Source organism: Pseudomonas sp. E1MeOHC2, assembly GCF_058745025.1.
This window is the reverse complement of the sequence record NZ_CP196675.1, coordinates 2,643,566-2,659,912: the sequence shown is the minus strand read 5'-3', so window position 1 is coordinate 2,659,912 and position 16,347 is coordinate 2,643,566. Positions and strand designations below refer to the sequence as shown.

Genomic DNA, 16,347 nt, shown 5'->3' with positions numbered 1-16,347 from the left:
ACCCACTACTACCACCACAAGCGCGGGGCCTGACATGTCGAAATTCGCCAAACCGCTACTCAACGCCAGCCTGGCCATCCTGCTGGGTGCCGGCCTGCTCAGCCAGGCCTTCGCCGGCGAGCAATTGAAGACCATTCAGGAAAAGGGCGTGATCAACGTCGGCCTGGAAGGCACCTACCCACCGTTCAGCTTCCAGGACGAAAACGGCAAGCTGGCCGGCTTCGAGGTCGAGCTTTCCGAACTGCTGGCCAAGGAGCTGGGGGTCAAGGCCAAGGTTCAACCGACCAAATGGGACGGCATCCTTGCCGCGCTGGAGTCCAAACGCCTTGATGTGGTGATCAACCAGGTGACCATTTCCGAAGAGCGCAAGAAGAAGTACGACTTCTCCGAGCCCTACACCATCTCCGGCATCCAGGCGCTGATCCTGAAGAAGAAGGCCGAGCAGCTGAACATCCACAAAGCCGCTGACCTGGCTGGCAAGAGAGTCGGCGTAGGCCTGGGCACCAACTACGAGCAGTGGGTGAAGCAGGACGTTCCGAAAGCCGAAGTTCGCACTTATGAGGACGACCCGACCAAGTTCGCCGACCTGCGCAACGGCCGCATCGACGCCATCCTGATCGACCGCCTGGCCGCACTGGAATACGCGCAAAAAGCCAAGGACACCGAGCTTGCCGGCGACGCCTTCTCGCGTCTGGAAAGCGGCGTGGCCCTGCGCAAGGGCGAGCCTGAACTGCTGGCAGCGATCAACAAGGCCATCGACAAGCTCAAGGCCGACGGCACGCTGGCCAAGCTGTCGGAAAAATACTTCGGTGCCGATGTCACTAAATGATCGCTGAAAGCCTGCAACTCGTTGTCGATTCCACGCCCTTCCTGCTGAAGGGCGCGGGTTATACGGTGCTGCTCAGTGTCGGCGGCATGTTCTTCGGCCTGGTGTTGGGGTTTGCCCTGGCACTGATGCGGCTGTCGAAGATCCTGCCGCTGAACTGGCTGGCACGCATCTACGTGTCGTTCTTCCGTGGCACGCCGCTGCTGGTGCAGCTGTTCGTGATCTACTTCGGCATGCCACAGATCGGCATCGAACTCGACCCGATCCCAGCTTCGCTGATCGGCCTGTCGCTGAACATGGCAGCCTACATCTGCGAAATCCTGCGCGCGGCGATTTCTTCGATCGACCGTGGCCAGTGGGAGGCCGCTGCCAGTATCGGCATGACCCGCACCCAGGCCATGCGCCGGGCGATCCTGCCGCAAGCTCTGCGTACCGCCTTGCCGCCGTTGGGCAACAGCTTCATCTCGCTGGTCAAGGACACCGCCCTGGCGGCGACCATCCAGGTGCCCGAGCTGTTCCGCCAGGCCCAGCTGATTACCGCACGCACCTTCGAAGTCTTCACCATGTACCTGGCTGTGGCCGTTATCTACTGGATACTCTGCAGTATCCTCGCGCACTTCCAGAACCGCATGGAAGCGCGGGTCAACCAGCATGACCAGGAGCATTGAGCATGATCGTAGTTAAAGGCCTGTCCAAGCAGTTCAAGGGCCAGACCGTGCTCAACGGCATCGACCTGACCGTGCAGCCGGGCGAAGTGGTCGCCATCATCGGCCCCAGCGGCTCGGGCAAGACCACCTTCCTGCGCTGCCTCAACCTGCTGGAAACCCCCGACGCCGGGCAGATCCAGATCGGTGCCATCAGCATCGACGCCAATCGCCCGCTGGGTGGGCAGCAGAGTGCGATTCGCCGGTTGCGCCAGCAGGCTGGGTTCGTGTTTCAGAGCTTCAACCTGTTCCCCCACCGCACCGCGCTGGAGAACGTCATAGAGGGGCCTGTAGTCGTCAAAAAGACGCCTCGCGCCCAGGCCATCGAACTGGGCCGCAAACTCCTGGCCAAGGTGGGCCTGGCGGGCAAGGAAGACGCCTACCCCCGGCGCCTTTCCGGTGGCCAGCAGCAACGGGTAGCCATTGCCCGAGCCCTGGCGATGGAGCCTGAGGTGATTCTGTTTGACGAGCCGACCTCGGCGCTCGACCCGGAGCTGGTCGGCGAAGTACTCGCCACCATCCGCGGCCTGGCCGAGGAGAAGCGCACCATGATCATCGTCACCCACGAGATGAGTTTTGCGCGGGACGTGGCGAACCGGGTGATCTTCTTCGACAAAGGGGTGATCGTCGAGCAGGGTGAGGCCAAGGCGTTGTTTGCGGCGCCCAAGGAAGAACGTACCCGGCAGTTCTTGCGCAAGTTCCTGGGTACTGCGGCCTCCGAATAAACCTGTACTGGCCTCTTCGCGGGCAAGCCCGCTCCCACAGTGTGTATGTAACACTCACCTGTGGGAGCGGGCTTGCCCGCGAAGAGGCCGGCACGTCCTGTGCAAATCTCAACTTCTATATATATTCCAAAAGGTTAGTTCATAAACCTTTAACAAGTCATTAGGGTATATACACCGGACCACCGGACCAGCAAACGTCAGTCGCCATCAGCTGAAGCGACGCATCTACTTTTGTGAGGTTAGGAATGGTCAGGATCACAATCACCCCAGTGCGTATCGCCAGGGCATTGAGTGCAGCCAAGGAGCGGTACTGATGTCCAGCCAGCCAAATACCCTTTTCCACAGCGACGTCGACAGCTCGCCCCTGCTGCTGCCAGCCAAGGTGCTGCGTAACGACGCCGAGGCCCTGCAAGCTGCACGCGAGCTGGCCGAGGCGGCCCGTGAGCAGGCCGCACGCCGCGACCAGCAACGCAAACTGCCGTGGGCAGAGATCGAGCAATTCACCCGTAGCGGCCTGGGCAGCATCAGCGTACCCAAGGCCCATGGCGGCCCCGATGTCTCGTTCGAAACTGTCGCCGAAGTCTTCCGCCTGATCAGTGCCGCCGACCCGGCCCTGGGGCAAATCCCGCAAAATCAATTTGGCATGCTGCAGTTGCTGCGCCTGACCGCCACCGAGGCACAGCAGGCGGTGATCTTCCGCAGCGTGTTGGACGGCTGGCGCATCGGCAATGCCGGCCCCGAGCGCGGCACCAAGGACACCCTGACCCTGAAAGCGAAGATCACCCGCGCAGGCGATGGCTATCGCATCAGTGGTGAAAAGTTCTACTCCACCGGCGCCCTGTATGCCCACTGGGTGGCGGTCAAGGCGCTGGATGACGAGGGCCGCCAACGCCTGGCGTTTGTCCGCCGAGGCAGCCCTGGGCTGCGCATCGTCGATGACTGGTCCGGGTTCGGCCAGCGCACCACCGCCAGTGGCACCGTGCTGCTCGACCAGGTGCCGGTGGACGCGGAGCTGGTGATCGACAACTGGCGCCAGCGCGACACGCCCAACATCCAGGGCGCGGCTTCGCAGCTGATCCAGGCGGCCATCGACGCTGGCATCGCCGAAGCGGCCATCGAAGATGCCATCAGCTTTGTACGCGACAAATCACGGCCGTGGATCGAGGCCAAGGTCGATCGCGCCAGTGACGATCCGTATGTGATCGCCGATATCGGCCGCCTCAAGCTTGAACTGCACGCTGCCGAGGCGCTGCTGCGCAAGGCGGCGCGGGTACTCGACGAGGTCAATGCCGCGCCGATCGACGCCGCCTCTGCGGCCCGCGCTTCGATCGCGGTGGCCGAGGCCAAGGTGCTGACCACCGAGATCTCCCTGCAGGCCAGCGAGAAGCTGTTCGAGCTGGCCGGCAGCCGCGCCACCTTGGCCGAGTTCAATCTCGACCGCCACTGGCGCAACGCCCGCGTGCACACCCTGCATGACCCGGTGCGCTGGAAGTACCACGCGGTGGGCGCGTACCACCTCAACGGCACCCTGCCTGCGCGGCATTCCTGGATCTGATTTGCAGCCTTTGGGGCTGCTGTGCAGCCCATTCGCGGGGCAAGCCCGCTCCCACAGACATTGCACTCATGTCAGGTGTGGGAGCGGGCTTGCCCCGCGAATGGGCCGCACAGCGGCCCCCGGAGAAACACCATGACCACAAATATCATCACCAGCGACACCCAAGCCCTGGCCATCGCCGAAGACATCGCCCAGCAACTGCGCCGCGACAGCGCCCTGCGCGACCGCGAGCGCCGCCTGCCCCACGCCGAGCTCGACCTGTTCACCCACTCTGGCCTGTGGGCCATCAGTGTGCCCAAGGCCTTCGGCGGTGCCGGTGTGTCCAACGTCACGCTGGCCAAGGTCATCGCCCGCATCGCCCAGGCTGACGGCTCCCTGGGGCAAATCCCGCAAAACCACTTCTATGCCTTGGAAGTACTGCGGGTAAACGGCAGCCCCGAGCAGCAACAGCGCCTCTACGCCGAAGTGCTGGCAGGCCGCCGCTTCGGCAATGCCTTGGCCGAGCTGGGCACCAAAACCGCCAACGACCGCACCACCCGCCTGACCCGCGACGGCGACGGGTTCCGTATCAATGGCCGCAAGTTCTACGCCACCGGTGCCATTTACGCCCAGCGCATCCCCACGTCGGTGATCGACGAAGACGGCGTGCAGCAACTGGCCTTCGTCTCCGAAGGCAGCCAAGGCCTGCAGGTGATCGACGACTGGAGCGGCTTCGGCCAGCGCACCACCGGCAGTGGCTCGGTGGTGTTCGACAACGTGTGGGTCAGCGCCCAAGACGTAGTCCCCTTCCAGAGCGCCTTCGAACGCCCGACCCCGGTCGGCCCGCTGGCACAGATTCTCCACGCCGCCATCGACACCGGCATCGCCCGCGCCGCCTATGAAGATGCCCTGCACTTCGTGCGCACCCGCAGCCGCCCCTGGGTCGACTCAGGCCTGGACAAGGCCAGCGAAGACCCACTGACCCTGAAAAGCTTCGGCCAGCTCGCGATCCGCCTGCACGCCAGCGAAGCCCTGCTCGAACGCGCCGGCGAATACCTCGACCGCGCCCAGCAAGACAGCAGCGCCGACAATGTCGCCGCCGCCTCCATCGCCGTGGCCGAAGCACGCGCCATCAGCACCGAAATCTCCCTCGCCGCCGGTACCACGCTGTTCGAGCTGGCGGGCAGCCAGGCCACCCTCGCCGAGCACAACCTCGACCGCCACTGGCGCAACGCTCGGGTGCACACCCTGCACGATCCGGTGCGCTGGAAATACCACGCCATCGGCAACTACTACCTCAACAACGAAAACCCGCCGCGCCGGGGGACCATCTGATGGCCAAGCAGATCCTGCTCAATGCTTTCAACATGAACTGCATCGGGCATATCAACCATGGCCTGTGGACCCACCCGCGGGACACCTCGACCCAGTACAAGACCCTCGAATACTGGACCGACCTGGCACGCCTGCTGGAGCGGGGGCTGTTCGACGGCCTGTTCATCGCCGACATCGTCGGCACCTACGACATCTATGGCCAGTCGCTGGATGTGACCCTCAAGGAGTCGATCCAGCTACCGGTCAACGACCCCTTGCTGCTGGTGTCGGCCATGGCCGCCGTCACCCGCAACCTGGGTTTCGGCCTCACCGCCAACCTCACTTACGAGGCGCCCTACCTGTTCGCCCGCCGCCTCTCCACCCTCGATCACCTGACCCAGGGCCGGGTCGGCTGGAACATCGTCACCGGCTACCTGGACAGCGCCGCCCGCGCCATGGGCCTTGAGCAACAACCCGAGCATGATCGGCGCTACGACCAGGCCAACGAGTACCTGCAAGTACTGTACAAACTGCTCGAAGGCAGCTGGGCCGACGATGCGGTGGTCGCCGACCGCGAGCAGCGTGTCTACGCCCAGCCCGACAAGGTGCGCAAGGTCAGCCACCACGGCGAGTTCTACAACGTCGAGGGCTACCACCTGAGCGAACCTTCACCGCAGCGCACACCGGTGCTGTTCCAGGCCGGCAGTTCCCCGCGCGGCCTAGCGTTCGCCGGCGACCATGCCGAGTGCGTGTTCATCAGCGGCCAGGACAAAACCGCCACCCGCGCCCAGGTCGACAAGGTGCGCAGCGCCGCCAAGGCAGCCGGCCGCGCCCCACAGGCCATCAAGGTGTTCATGGGCATCACGGTCATCGTTGCCGCCACCGAGCAACTGGCCCAGGCCAAGCATGCCGAGTACCTGCGCTACGCAAGCCCCGAGGCCGGCGTCGCGCACTTCGCCGCCTCCACCGGCATCGACTTCGCGGCCTATGGGCTGGACGAGCCAATCGGTTTCAGCAAGGGCAACGCCATTCAGTCGGCCACGCGCCAGTTGCAGGAAAACGCCTGGACCCGCCGCCGCCTGCTTGATCAGCACGCCCTGGGCGGGCGCTACGTGACCCTGGTCGGCACACCTGAACAGGTCGCCGATGCCCTGATCGCCTGGATCGACGAAACCGGGCTGGACGGCTTCAACCTGACCCGCACCGTCACCCCGGAAAGCTTTGAAGACTTCATCGACCTGGTCATCCCGCAGTTGCAACAGCGTGGCCGCTACAAGACCGCTTACGCCGAAGGCACCCTGCGCGAGAAGTTGTTCGACACCGACCACCCGCACCTGCCCGCCGGCCATCCGGGCTCGCGCTACCGCTTTACCCCAACCCCTGCCCCGACTGGAGCCCTGCACCATGCTTGAGAAACTGTTCCGGCCCGTCGCGGCCATTGCCTTCACCCTTGGCCTGTCCGCCAGCGCCTTCGCTGCCGAGCCATTGAAAATCGGGACGACCTCCGCCTTCGCTATCCCCCTGGAAACCGCAGTAGAAGAGGCTCACAAGCAAGGCCTGGACGTAAAGCTGATCGAGTTCAGCGACTGGATCGCGCCCAATGTCAGCCTCAACAGCGGCGACATCGACGTGAACTACTTCCAGCACATTCCGTTCCTGGAGAACGCCAAGGCCGCCGCGGGCTTCAAGTTGGTGCCCTACGCCCCTGGCATCATCAACAACGTCGGCCTGTACTCGAAAAAGTACAAAAGCTTCGCCGAGCTGCCCGAAGGCGCCAGCGTGGCCATCGCCAACGACCCGATCAACAGCGGCCGTGGCCTGCAGCTACTGGCCAAGGCGGGGCTGATCACGCTTAAACCCGGCGTCGGCTACAAGGCGACCGAAGACGATATCGTCGCCAACCCCAAGCAGCTGAAAATTCTTCAGGTCGAGGCGGTGCAGCTGGTGCGCGCCTATGACGATGCCGACCTGGTCCAGGGCTACCCGGCCTACATCCGCCTGGCCAACAGCTTCGATGCTACTTCGGCGCTGCTGTTTGACGGCCTGGAAAACAAGGAATACGTGATCCAGTTCGTCATCCGCCCGCAAAGCAAAGACGACCCGCGCCTGGCCAAGTTCGTCGATATCTACCAGCATTCGCCAGCGGTGCGCGCGGCCTTGAACAAAGCCCACGGCAACCTCTACCAGGCCGGCTGGGAGGGCTGACATGAGCCAGGCCAGCGCGCTCAGGGCGCCTACCCCACAACCATTGCCGCCAACGGCCAAGGAACAGGCCCTGCGCCCAGAGGTCAACGAAGCCCACGTGCGCTTCATCGGCCTGGGCAAGACCTACCCAGGCCAGGCACAGCCCGCCTTGCAAGGCATCGACCTGAACATCCGCCACGGTGAGATTTTTGGCATCATCGGCCGTAGCGGCGCCGGCAAGTCGTCGCTGCTGCGCACCATCAACCGCCTGGAACAACCGAGCCAGGGCCGAGTACTGATCGACCAGGTAGACATCGCGCCCTTCGACGAAGACCGCCTTGTCGCGCTGCGCCGTCGCATCGGCATGATCTTCCAGCACTTCAACCTGATGTCGGCCAAGACCGTGTGGCAGAACGTCGAGCTGCCGCTGAAAGTGGCCGGTGTGCCCAAGGCCGAGCGCCAACGCAAGGTACGCGCGCTGCTGGAGCTGGTCGGCCTGCAGGAAAAGCACCATGTCTACCCGGCGCAGCTGTCGGGCGGGCAAAAGCAACGCGTCGGCATCGCCCGGGCGCTGGTGCATGATCCCGAGATCCTTTTGTGCGACGAGGCCACGTCGGCACTCGACCCTGAAACCACGGCCTCGATCCTCGAACTGCTGCGTGACATCAACCAGCGCCTGGGCCTGACCATTGTGCTGATCACCCATGAAATGGCGGTGATCCGCGATATCTGCCACCGCGTGGTGGTACTGGAGCGCGGCGAAGTGGTCGAGCAGGGCGAAGTCTGGCGAGTATTCGGCACACCTCACCACGAGGTGACACGGACCTTGCTTGCACCCTTGCAGGCCAAGTTACCCGCTGCCTTGCAGGCCAGCCTCAAGGCCAGCCCGGTAAGCCGCGACAGCGCCGTGGTGCTCAAGCTGACCCTGCTCGGCGAGCCGGAGCTGTCGGCCCTGTTCACCGACCTGGGCGGCCGTGTGCGCCTGCTTCAAGGCGGCGTTGAAACTATCGGTGAACATGCGCTTGGGCAGTTGATCCTGTCGGTGCAGCACTCGTCACACGACACCCACCAATTGCTGGAACGCGCCCGCCGTTGGGCCGAAGACGTGGAGGTACTGGGCCATGTGGTTTGATCGCCTGCTTGAAGGCTTGCTCGATACCCTGCTGATGGTCGGCGTGTCGTCGCTGATCGCCCTGCTGGTCGGGGTGCCGATGGCGGTGCTGCTGGTCACCAGCGACAAAGGCGGGATATTCGAAGCGCCGCTGCTGAACCGGGTGCTGGGGGCGTTCGTCAACCTGTTCCGCTCGATCCCCTTTCTGATCCTGATGGTCGCGCTGATCCCCTTCACCCGCCTGGTGGTCGGTACCACCTATGGCGTATGGGCGGCCGTGGTGCCGTTGACCATCGCTGCCACACCCTTCTTTGCACGGATTGCCGAAGTGAGCTTGCGCGAAGTGGACCATGGCCTGGTGGAAGCCGCGCAAGCCATGGGCTGCCGGCGCTGGCACATCGTCTGGCACGTGCTGCTGCCCGAGGCGCTACCCGGCATCGTCGGGGGGTTCACCATTACCCTGGTGACCTTGATCAACTCGTCGGCCATGGCCGGAGCGATTGGTGCCGGCGGGCTGGGGGACATTGCCTATCGGTATGGGTACCAGCGCTTCGACAGCCAGATCATGCTGACCGTGATCGCCATGCTGGTGGCGTTGGTGGCGGTGATTCAGCTGGGCGGGGATCGGTTGGCGAAGGGGTTGAACAAACGGTGAGTCGTTTGCGGCCCTTTCCGACCGGTCCGGCGCCCCGGCAAGGCCGCTTCTACAAGGGATCGCGATTCTTGTAGGAGCGGCCTTGCGTCGCGAATGGGCTGCAAAGCAGCCCCAGGCTCTTATAGGCGCCCCATCATCCCCAATCCAGATCCTGCGCCGGCACCGGCCGGCCGAACCAGTAGCCCTGGCCCAACTGACACTGCTCCTGCAGCAGGAAGCTGGCCTGCTCTTGCTGCTCGATGCCTTCGGCATGTACCTGCATGCCCATGCTTCGGGCCAGTGCGATGATCACCCGCACGATGGCGATATCGTCATCGTCAAACGGCAGGCCTGCGACAAAGCCCTGATCGATCTTCAGCTTCTGCACCGGCAAGCGCTTGAGCCGCAGCAGCGACGAATACCCCGTGCCGAAGTCATCGATCGCCAAGGTCACGCCCAGCTCACGCAAGCGATGCAGTTGCTCCAGCGCCACTTCCGGGTCTTCCATCACCGCGCTCTCGGTGACTTCCAGCTCCAGCAAACCCGGGGCCAGGCCGGTCTCGTGCAACACCTCGGATACCTGCCGATACAGCTCGTGCTGGCCAAACAGACGGCTGGAGATATTCACCGCCACGAACGCCAACTGCCGGCCTTCGCGCTGCCACTGCACCATCTGCCGGCACGCCTGACGCAGTACCCAGGTGTCGATCTCGGCAATCAGCCCGGTGCGTTCGGCAATCGGAATGAACTCACTTGGCGGTACCAGGCCGCGCTGGGGATGCGCCCAACGCACCAGGGTCTCGACCCCCACGCGCTCCGCCGTGGCCAGGTCGTGCACCGGCTGGAAGTACACCCGCAATTCATCCTGCTCCAAGGCCCGGCGCAGCTCGCCGGCAGTTTCCACCCGGTGCTGGGCGTGCGCGGTCAGCTCTTCGGTGTACAGCGCATAACAGGCACGCCCGCTGCTCTTGGCCTTGAACAGCGCCGCGTCGGCATTGCGCAGCAGCTGCTCGGCACCCAGTGCATCGCTGGGGAACAGGCTGATGCCCACGCTGACACTGATGAACAGGCGATGGCCATCGAACACGAACGGCTCGCGCATGCGCTCGATGATGCGTTGCGCCAGCTTGCCCGCCTGGCCGACCTGCTGGCAGTTCTCCGCCAGCACGCCGAACTCGTCCCCCCCAAGGCGCGCAAGGGTCACGCCATTGCCCACCACGTCGCCCAGGCGCTCACCTACCAGCTTGAGCAACTGGTCGCCGATGGTGTGGCCAAGGCCGTCATTGATGCTCTGGAAATGGTCCAGGTCGAGCAGCAGCAAACCGCAGCCGCGCTTGTTGGCTTGCGCCGTGACCAGCGCCTGTTCGACGCGGTCGGTGAACAGCAAGCGGTTGGGCAAGCCGGTCAACGGGTCGTGATGAGCCAGGTAGGCCAGTTCCTGTTCGGTATGCTTGATCGCGCTGATGTCGCTGAAGACCGCCACGTAATGGCTCAGCTCGCCGGCATCATCGCGTATAGCGCAGATCGTCTGCCATTGCGGATAGATTTCGCCACTTTTTCGCCGGTTCCAGATCTCGCCGCTCCACTCGCCCTTCTCGGCCAGGGTGGCAAAGATCTGCTGGTAGAACGCCACGCCATGGCGGCCCGACTTGAACTTGTTCGGGCGCTGGCCGATGACCTCGTCCTGCTGGTAGCCGGTGATGCGCATGAAGGCGCGGTTGACGTGCACGATCAAGCCTTGGCGGTCGGTTACCAGCACGCCTTCGAGGGTGCTGTCGAATACCGCCGCCGCCATGCGCAGCCGCTCGCGGTCTTCGCAGCGCAGCCGCGCACCGATGCCGATGAAGTTGAGCAGCCGCGCCCGCGAAACGAAGATCAGCACAGCACTGAACAACACCCAGATCACCACATTGATCTGCCGCCCGACGGTCAGCGCCAGCGGGTCGTCAGTCATGCCATGCAGGAGTGTCTCCGCCAGCACCAGCCAGAGGATCGACAGCACCACATAGAGCGCAGCCATGCGCAAGGCGTCGCGAACGGAAACAGACATGTCGGGTGCAATGGCCCATGAACGAAGAGGGGGCATTATAAAGGGTGAAACATGTCGTGACGTCCTATCTGAAAGGGTGACTGGTTTTATTTCCCTGCCAAGGGATAATCATGCCCTTCCCCTGTGTTCTCGAGGGTTTCAACACCTATGTGGTACAACGGCCTGCTCGACTTGTCGGCCTGGCAACTGGTCGGCATCACTCTGCTGATGACCCATGTGACCATCGTCAGCGTCACGGTATACCTGCATCGCTACTCCGCGCACCGGGCCCTGGAGCTCAATGGCGCGCTCAAGCACTTCTTCCGATTCTGGCTGTGGCTGACCACGGCGCAGAACACCCGCGAGTGGACCGCCGTCCACCGCAAGCACCACGCCAAATGCGAAACCCCGGACGACCCGCACAGCCCGGTACACAAGGGGTTGAGCACGGTCCTGCGCAAAGGCGCCGAGCTCTACCGCGAAGAGGCACGCAACCCCGAGACCCTGCGCATCTATGGCAAGAACTGCCCGGACGACTGGATCGAGCGCAACCTCTACTCGCGCTACAAGCTGGGCGGCATTGCCCTGCTGGCGGTGATCGACCTGCTGCTGTTCGGCACCATTGGCATCACCATCTGGGCGGTGCAGATGATGTGGATTCCGTTCTGGGCCGCCGGCGTGGTCAACGGCCTGGGCCATGCGCTGGGCTATCGCAATTTCGAATGCCGTGACGCTGCCACCAACCTGGTGCCGTGGGGCATCATCATTGGTGGCGAAGAACTGCACAACAACCACCACACCTACCCCAACTCGGCCAAGCTTTCGGTCAAGCGCTGGGAGTTCGACATGGGCTGGGCCTGGATCCGCCTGTTCTGCCTGCTGCGCCTGGCCAAGGTGCAGCGCGTGGCACCGATCGCCCACCGGGTCGAAGGCAAGGCCAACCTGGACATGGACACCGCCATGGCCATCCTCAATAACCGCTTCCAGATCATGGCCCAGTACCGCAAGCTGGTGATCGGCCCGCTGGTCCAGCAGGAGCTGGCCAAGGTCGATGCGTCGGTGCGCCACCGCTTTCGCCGCGCCAAGCGCCTGCTGTCGCGGGAGACCAGCCTACTGGAAGACCGCCACCACGTACGCATCGAGACGCTGCTCGCGCACAGCCAGGCGCTCAAGACCATTTACGAAAAGCGCCTGGCCCTGCAGCAGATCTGGGCACGCACCAGCGCCAATGGCCACGACATGCTCGCCGCCATGAAGGACTGGGTACACGAGGCAGAAGCCAGCGGCATCCACGCCCTGCACGACTTCGCCGCACAGCTCAAGACCTACTCCCTGCGCCCGACCGGCGCCTGACCGCCGTTGATCGGCACGCCCTTCCAGCGGGGCGTGCCGCCCGGAACTTCACGCCCTGATTATCACTCCAAACCGCCACATCGCCCGCGTGGCGGGCCTGATGCTGGCCGCACGCTTCCTTGTCGAGACTCGCTCCGTGCACATGGCCAAGAACATTCCAACATCCCTGCCCGGCACCCCACCTCCAGAAGCCGCCAAAACCTTGCTGGCCCTGCTTCACGCCCAAGGCGAAGTCGCCCGCCTGAGTGAGCGCGAACAACTCTTCAGTTCGCTGCTCGACAGCGTCAACGCCGTGCTCTGGGCGTTCGACTGGGAAGCCCGCCAGGTGCTGTACGTCAGCCCTGCGTATGAACGCATCTTTGGGCGCCCGGTCAGCCTGGTGCTGGCCGACTACAACGAGTGGCGCGACAGCATCTACCCCGACGACCTGGAATACGCCGAGCGCAGCCTGGCCCAGGTGCTACTCAAAGGTTCGGTGGAAGACCGCGAGTACCGCATCCTCAATGCTGAAGGCCAGGTGCGCTGGCTGAGCGACAAGTGCTACATCAACCAGCAACGCGAGGGCGAACAGCGGGTGATCGTGGTCGGCATCGCCGAGGACATCACCGAGAAGAAGCAACTCGAAGGCGAACTGCATCGTCTGGCTACCACCGACGTACTGACCCAGAGCAGCAACCGCCGGCACTTCTTCGAGTGCGCCCAACAGGCTTTTGACAGTGCACGCGAGGACGGCACGCCGCTGGCCTTCCTGCTGCTGGACATCGACGACTTCAAACAGGTCAATGACAGTTACGGCCACCAGGAAGGCGACCAGGTGCTGCAGCGTATCGCCGACAGCGGCAAAGCCGTGCTACGGCGTGGAGACCAGTTCGGACGCATTGGTGGCGAGGAGTTTGCGGCCGTGTTCCCTGGCTGTAACGCGCAGGTGGCGGAGCAAATCGCCGAGCGTTTGCAGCGGGAGATCCAACGGCTGAGCTTCAGCCATGGCGACCAGGCGTACGGCGTGACCGTGAGCCAGGGGCTGACGGCGCTGACCGATGAGGACGAGTCGCTGGACAGCCTGTTCGCCCGCGCCGATGCGGCGATGTATCGGGCCAAGCGGCAGGGGAAGAATCAGATCGTGCGGGGATAAGGACCGGGGGGGGATGCGCTGTCGCACAGATAACATGGGTCATTGTGGGAGCGGGCTTGTCCCGCGAAAGGACCGCAAAGCGGTCCCAGGATGTCAGCTATCTGCCCCGTTCTCATCCACAGGTATTTCCTCACGCTGCGGCGGTGCCTCAGGGTTCTCCACCTTGCGCAACCGGCTAATCTCCGGCAAGCCGATCTTGAGTAGCCGCGCAGTCTTGCTGCTGACAACCTGTTCCAGCCCGTGATCCGCCGGCAGCCGCGTCAACTGCCCGGCCAGGTTCATCGCCAGGATCTCCCGTGAATACACGCCACCGCCCAGTTGGTAAATAGCCGCGATCAACTCACGCAGCGCCAGTGGCAAGCGCCAGCGCGTGCGCAAAGCCGAACCGAACGCCGCACCGTACTCATCGAGCGACTGGCGGACCGTGCCCTCATCCAGCGCGCCTCCGGCCAGGCTCCACTCCTGCAGGCAACGCAGCACCGCCAGGTCGCCCAGGCAGTGCAACAGCCCTGCGCAATAGCAACGCCCTTCGTCCAACTCCAGCATGCGCGCCAGGCTGCGGCCGTATTCGGCGCAGTGCAGCGAGAGGTTCCAGTATTGCGCCGCGTGCTGAGCCAGCAGTGGGTCGCTCAGCCGTGCGCTGCGCTTGAGTGTCATGCCCAGGATCAAGTTCATGCTCTGGGTGCTGCCGAGTTTGTTCAACGCCTGCAGCAGGGTCTGCACGGGCGCGTCGCGGTGCAGGGCGGCGCTGTTGGCGGCGGCGATCAGCACCGCGGTGACCTGCGGGTCGTTGCGCACTTCCTCTTCGAGCACCTTCAGGTTCAGGCCCTGAGGGTCCAGCGCTCGCTTGATCGCCACCTGCAAATCGGCCAGCAACGGCCCGCCATCGGCGGTAGCGCGGCGCTGCTCGAGGTAACCCGGCAGGCTGGCCCCCGGCTGCAAAGGCGGCACCGGGCAGGCGATTTCCTCGCCGACAGCCAGCAGCAGTTCTTCCAGGCGCTTGCGCAGGTTGCCCAGGTTCAGTGGTTTGCTCAAATAGGCCGTGGGATGCAAGGGCAACGCCTCGCGCACGCTGGCACTGTCGCTGCGGTTGCTCATGAGGATGAACGGCAACCCCGGGCCCTTGGCGCGGACCTTGCGCAGCAGGTCGAGGCCATCGACGCCCGCCAGCTCACGCGCAGCGATGATCAGGTCGGGCTTGCTCGACAGCGCGGTCAGCGCCTGCGAGCCGTCGGCGCAGACCTGCAGACGGGCGTCGCAACGCACGCTGAGCAGCATCTCCTTGAGCATGTCACGCACCCACGGGTCGCCCTCGGCAATCAGTACGCAAGGTGGGGTGGGGTGTACAGCGCTCATGGCCAACTCCTGAGTATCCCTGACACGCAATCCGTCGCAGCTTCCAAGGCAAGTCCTGGGACAACGATAGCGTCCCTCAGGTTTTCTGGGCATAAAAAAAACCCGCCGAGGCGGGTTTTTTCTGAAGCGTGTCACATTAGGCGAGTTCAGCGAAGCACTCTTCGATGATGGCCAGGCCTTTGTCCAGCAGCGCGTCTTCGGCGGTCAGCGGAACCAGGATACGCAGGACGTTGCCGTAGGTGCCGCAAGACAGCAGGATCAGACCCTTGTCACGTGCCTTGGCAACCACTTGGCCAACGGCAGCGGCATTCGGGGTGTGAGTGCCTTTCTCGAAGACTTCGACAGCAATCATCGAGCCCAGACCACGGATGTCACCGATGATCGGGTTCTTTTCCTGGATCTTGCGCAGGCCAGCAACCAGGTGCTCGCCAACAGCCTTGCTGCGGTCCAGCAGTTTTTCTTCTTCGAACACTTCGATCACGGCCAGGGCCGCGGCGCAAGCGATCGGCGAACCGGCGTAGGTGCCGCCCAGGCCGCCTGGCGCGATGGCATCCATGTACTCAGCCTTACCGCACACACCGGCCAGCGGGAAGCCGCCAGCGATGGATTTGGCGAAGGTGGTCAGGTCAGGCGCGACGCCCATCTGTTCCATGGCGAAGAAGGTGCCAGTACGGCCAGCGCCGGTCTGCACTTCGTCAGCGATCAGCAGGATGCCGTGCTGGTCGCACAGGGCGCGCAGGCGCTGCATCAGCTCTTTCGGCGCCGGCAGGAAGCCACCTTCACCCTGAACAGGCTCCAGGATGATCGCGGCGATGTCCTTAGGCTCGGCATCGTTCTTGAAGATGCGCTCAACCGAGGCGATGGCGTCGTCGACGCTCACGCCGTGCAGTTCGTTCGGGAACAGTGCGCGGAAGATGCCGCCTGGCATCAGGCCCATGCCAGCGGAGTACGGCACGACCTTGCCGGTCAGGCCCAGGGTCATCATGGTACGGCCGTGGTAGGCGCCGGTGAAGGCGATCACGCCAGCGCGGCCAGTGGCGGCACGGGCGATCTTGACGGCGTTCTCAACGGCTTCGGAGCCGGTGGTGACCAGCAGGGTCTTCTTGTCGAAGTCGCCTGGGACCAGCTTGTTGATCTTTTCGCACAGCTCTACGTAGGGTTCGTAGGCCAGCACCTGGAAGCAGGTGTGGCTGACTTTGGTCAGCTGCTCTTGCACAGCTGCAACCACTTTCGGGTGCAGGTGGCCGGTGTTCAGTACTGCGATGCCGCCCGCGAAGTCGATCAGTTCGCGGCCTTCAACGTCGATCACGGTCGAGTTCTTCGCGGTGTCCACGAAGATCGGGTGGATTTGGCCGACGCCACGTGGGACGGCAGCTACACGGCGTTGCATCAAGGATTCGTTAGTCTTGCTCATAATGCCCTCATGTGCGCCGATGAGCGGCGCT

At 63.9% G+C, this 16,347-nt stretch carries 14 protein-coding genes; 11 read left to right on the top strand and 3 right to left on the bottom strand.

Annotation, left to right across the window (positions count from 1 at the left end):
• The first annotated feature begins 34 nt into the window (after positions 1 to 34).
• The 9 genes from tcyJ to ACSSU5_RS11785 all read left to right on the top strand — a co-directional run bounded on the left by tcyJ (position 35) and on the right by ACSSU5_RS11785 (position 9,053).
• Positions 35 to 829 (top strand): cystine ABC transporter substrate-binding protein, encoded by a 795-nt coding sequence (gene tcyJ, locus ACSSU5_RS11825; protein ID WP_264310741.1) that lies wholly within the window; start codon positions 35 to 37, stop codon positions 827 to 829.
• Positions 826 to 1,494 carry a cystine ABC transporter permease gene (gene tcyL, locus ACSSU5_RS11820; protein WP_252826408.1) on the top strand — a complete coding sequence of 223 codons (669 nt, stop codon included), beginning with the start codon at positions 826 to 828 and terminating at the stop codon, positions 1,492 to 1,494. The genes tcyJ and tcyL overlap by 4 nt, the downstream gene beginning before the upstream one ends.
• Positions 1,495 to 1,496: 2 nt before the next feature.
• A complete protein-coding gene (gene tcyN / locus ACSSU5_RS11815) occupies positions 1,497 to 2,255 on the top strand; it encodes an L-cystine ABC transporter ATP-binding protein TcyN (RefSeq protein ID WP_264310742.1) in 759 nt (252 codons plus the stop codon).
• A gap of 313 nt (positions 2,256 to 2,568) precedes the next feature.
• Complete coding sequence (locus ACSSU5_RS11810) at positions 2,569 to 3,810, top strand: SfnB family sulfur acquisition oxidoreductase (RefSeq protein ID WP_492561211.1); 1,242 nt, start codon at positions 2,569 to 2,571, stop codon at positions 3,808 to 3,810.
• 132 nt (positions 3,811 to 3,942) lie between these two features.
• Positions 3,943 to 5,124: an SfnB family sulfur acquisition oxidoreductase gene (locus ACSSU5_RS11805; RefSeq protein WP_492561210.1), complete on the top strand. Its 1,182-nt coding sequence runs from the start codon at positions 3,943 to 3,945 to the stop codon at positions 5,122 to 5,124.
• Positions 5,124 to 6,515 carry an LLM class flavin-dependent oxidoreductase gene (locus tag ACSSU5_RS11800; RefSeq protein ID WP_492561209.1) on the top strand — a complete coding sequence of 464 codons (1,392 nt, stop codon included), beginning with the start codon at positions 5,124 to 5,126 and terminating at the stop codon, positions 6,513 to 6,515. The genes ACSSU5_RS11805 and ACSSU5_RS11800 overlap by 1 nt, the downstream gene beginning before the upstream one ends.
• The gene (locus ACSSU5_RS11795; RefSeq protein ID WP_264310746.1) at positions 6,508 to 7,308 is read left to right on the top strand and encodes a MetQ/NlpA family ABC transporter substrate-binding protein; all 801 of its coding nucleotides are present in this window, start codon (positions 6,508 to 6,510) and stop codon (positions 7,306 to 7,308) included. The genes ACSSU5_RS11800 and ACSSU5_RS11795 overlap by 8 nt, the downstream gene beginning before the upstream one ends.
• 1 nt (position 7,309) lies before the next feature.
• Complete coding sequence (locus ACSSU5_RS11790) at positions 7,310 to 8,419, top strand: methionine ABC transporter ATP-binding protein (protein ID WP_492561208.1); 1,110 nt, start codon at positions 7,310 to 7,312, stop codon at positions 8,417 to 8,419.
• Positions 8,409 to 9,053 (top strand): methionine ABC transporter permease, encoded by a 645-nt coding sequence (locus tag ACSSU5_RS11785; protein WP_264310748.1) that lies wholly within the window; start codon positions 8,409 to 8,411, stop codon positions 9,051 to 9,053. The genes ACSSU5_RS11790 and ACSSU5_RS11785 overlap by 11 nt, the downstream gene beginning before the upstream one ends.
• 133 nt (positions 9,054 to 9,186) lie before the next feature.
• Here the strand turns inward: ACSSU5_RS11785 and dibA are convergent, their stop codons facing one another.
• A complete protein-coding gene (gene dibA, locus ACSSU5_RS11780) occupies positions 9,187 to 11,082 on the bottom strand; it encodes a phosphodiesterase DibA (protein WP_492561207.1) in 1,896 nt (631 codons plus the stop codon).
• Between the two features lie 147 nt (positions 11,083 to 11,229).
• Here dibA and desA point away from each other — a divergent pair, with 147 nt between their 5' ends.
• Entirely contained in the window at positions 11,230 to 12,414 is a 1,185-nt protein-coding gene (gene desA, locus ACSSU5_RS11775) for a delta-9 fatty acid desaturase DesA (RefSeq protein ID WP_492561206.1), read from the top strand.
• A 100-nt stretch (positions 12,415 to 12,514) separates the two neighbouring features.
• Positions 12,515 to 13,546 carry a GGDEF domain-containing protein gene (locus ACSSU5_RS11770; RefSeq protein ID WP_492561205.1) on the top strand — a complete coding sequence of 344 codons (1,032 nt, stop codon included), beginning with the start codon at positions 12,515 to 12,517 and terminating at the stop codon, positions 13,544 to 13,546.
• A gap of 93 nt (positions 13,547 to 13,639) precedes the next feature.
• Here the strand turns inward: ACSSU5_RS11770 and ACSSU5_RS11765 are convergent, their stop codons facing one another.
• A complete protein-coding gene (locus ACSSU5_RS11765) occupies positions 13,640 to 14,902 on the bottom strand; it encodes a response regulator (protein ID WP_492561204.1) in 1,263 nt (420 codons plus the stop codon).
• 136 nt (positions 14,903 to 15,038) lie between these two features.
• Complete coding sequence (gabT, locus tag ACSSU5_RS11760) at positions 15,039 to 16,316, bottom strand: 4-aminobutyrate--2-oxoglutarate transaminase (protein WP_492561203.1); 1,278 nt, start codon at positions 16,314 to 16,316, stop codon at positions 15,039 to 15,041.
• Positions 16,317 to 16,347 lie beyond the last annotated feature (31 nt).

Excerpts from the sequence above, each read along its gene's own strand:
- tcyN (WP_264310742.1), top strand. The coding sequence starts at position 1,497 with ATGATCGTAGTTAAAGGCCTGTCCAAGCAGTTCAAGGGCCAGACCGTG.
- ACSSU5_RS11800 (WP_492561209.1), top strand. The coding sequence starts at position 5,124 with ATGGCCAAGCAGATCCTGCTCAATGCTTTCAACATGAACTGCATCGGG.
- desA (WP_492561206.1), top strand. The coding sequence starts at position 11,230 with ATGTGGTACAACGGCCTGCTCGACTTGTCGGCCTGGCAACTGGTCGGC.
- gabT (WP_492561203.1), bottom strand. The coding sequence starts at position 16,316 with ATGAGCAAGACTAACGAATCCTTGATGCAACGCCGTGTAGCTGCCGTC.
- ACSSU5_RS11790 (WP_492561208.1), top strand. The coding sequence starts at position 7,310 with ATGAGCCAGGCCAGCGCGCTCAGGGCGCCTACCCCACAACCATTGCCG.
- tcyL (WP_252826408.1), top strand. The coding sequence starts at position 826 with ATGATCGCTGAAAGCCTGCAACTCGTTGTCGATTCCACGCCCTTCCTG.
- ACSSU5_RS11795 (WP_264310746.1), top strand. The coding sequence starts at position 6,508 with ATGCTTGAGAAACTGTTCCGGCCCGTCGCGGCCATTGCCTTCACCCTT.
- ACSSU5_RS11805 (WP_492561210.1), top strand. The coding sequence starts at position 3,943 with ATGACCACAAATATCATCACCAGCGACACCCAAGCCCTGGCCATCGCC.
- ACSSU5_RS11810 (WP_492561211.1), top strand. The coding sequence starts at position 2,569 with ATGTCCAGCCAGCCAAATACCCTTTTCCACAGCGACGTCGACAGCTCG.
- ACSSU5_RS11765 (WP_492561204.1), bottom strand. The coding sequence starts at position 14,902 with ATGAGCGCTGTACACCCCACCCCACCTTGCGTACTGATTGCCGAGGGC.
- ACSSU5_RS11785 (WP_264310748.1), top strand. The coding sequence starts at position 8,409 with ATGTGGTTTGATCGCCTGCTTGAAGGCTTGCTCGATACCCTGCTGATG.
- tcyJ (WP_264310741.1), top strand. The coding sequence starts at position 35 with ATGTCGAAATTCGCCAAACCGCTACTCAACGCCAGCCTGGCCATCCTG.
- ACSSU5_RS11770 (WP_492561205.1), top strand. The coding sequence starts at position 12,515 with ATGCTGGCCGCACGCTTCCTTGTCGAGACTCGCTCCGTGCACATGGCC.
- dibA (WP_492561207.1), bottom strand. The coding sequence starts at position 11,082 with ATGTCTGTTTCCGTTCGCGACGCCTTGCGCATGGCTGCGCTCTATGTG.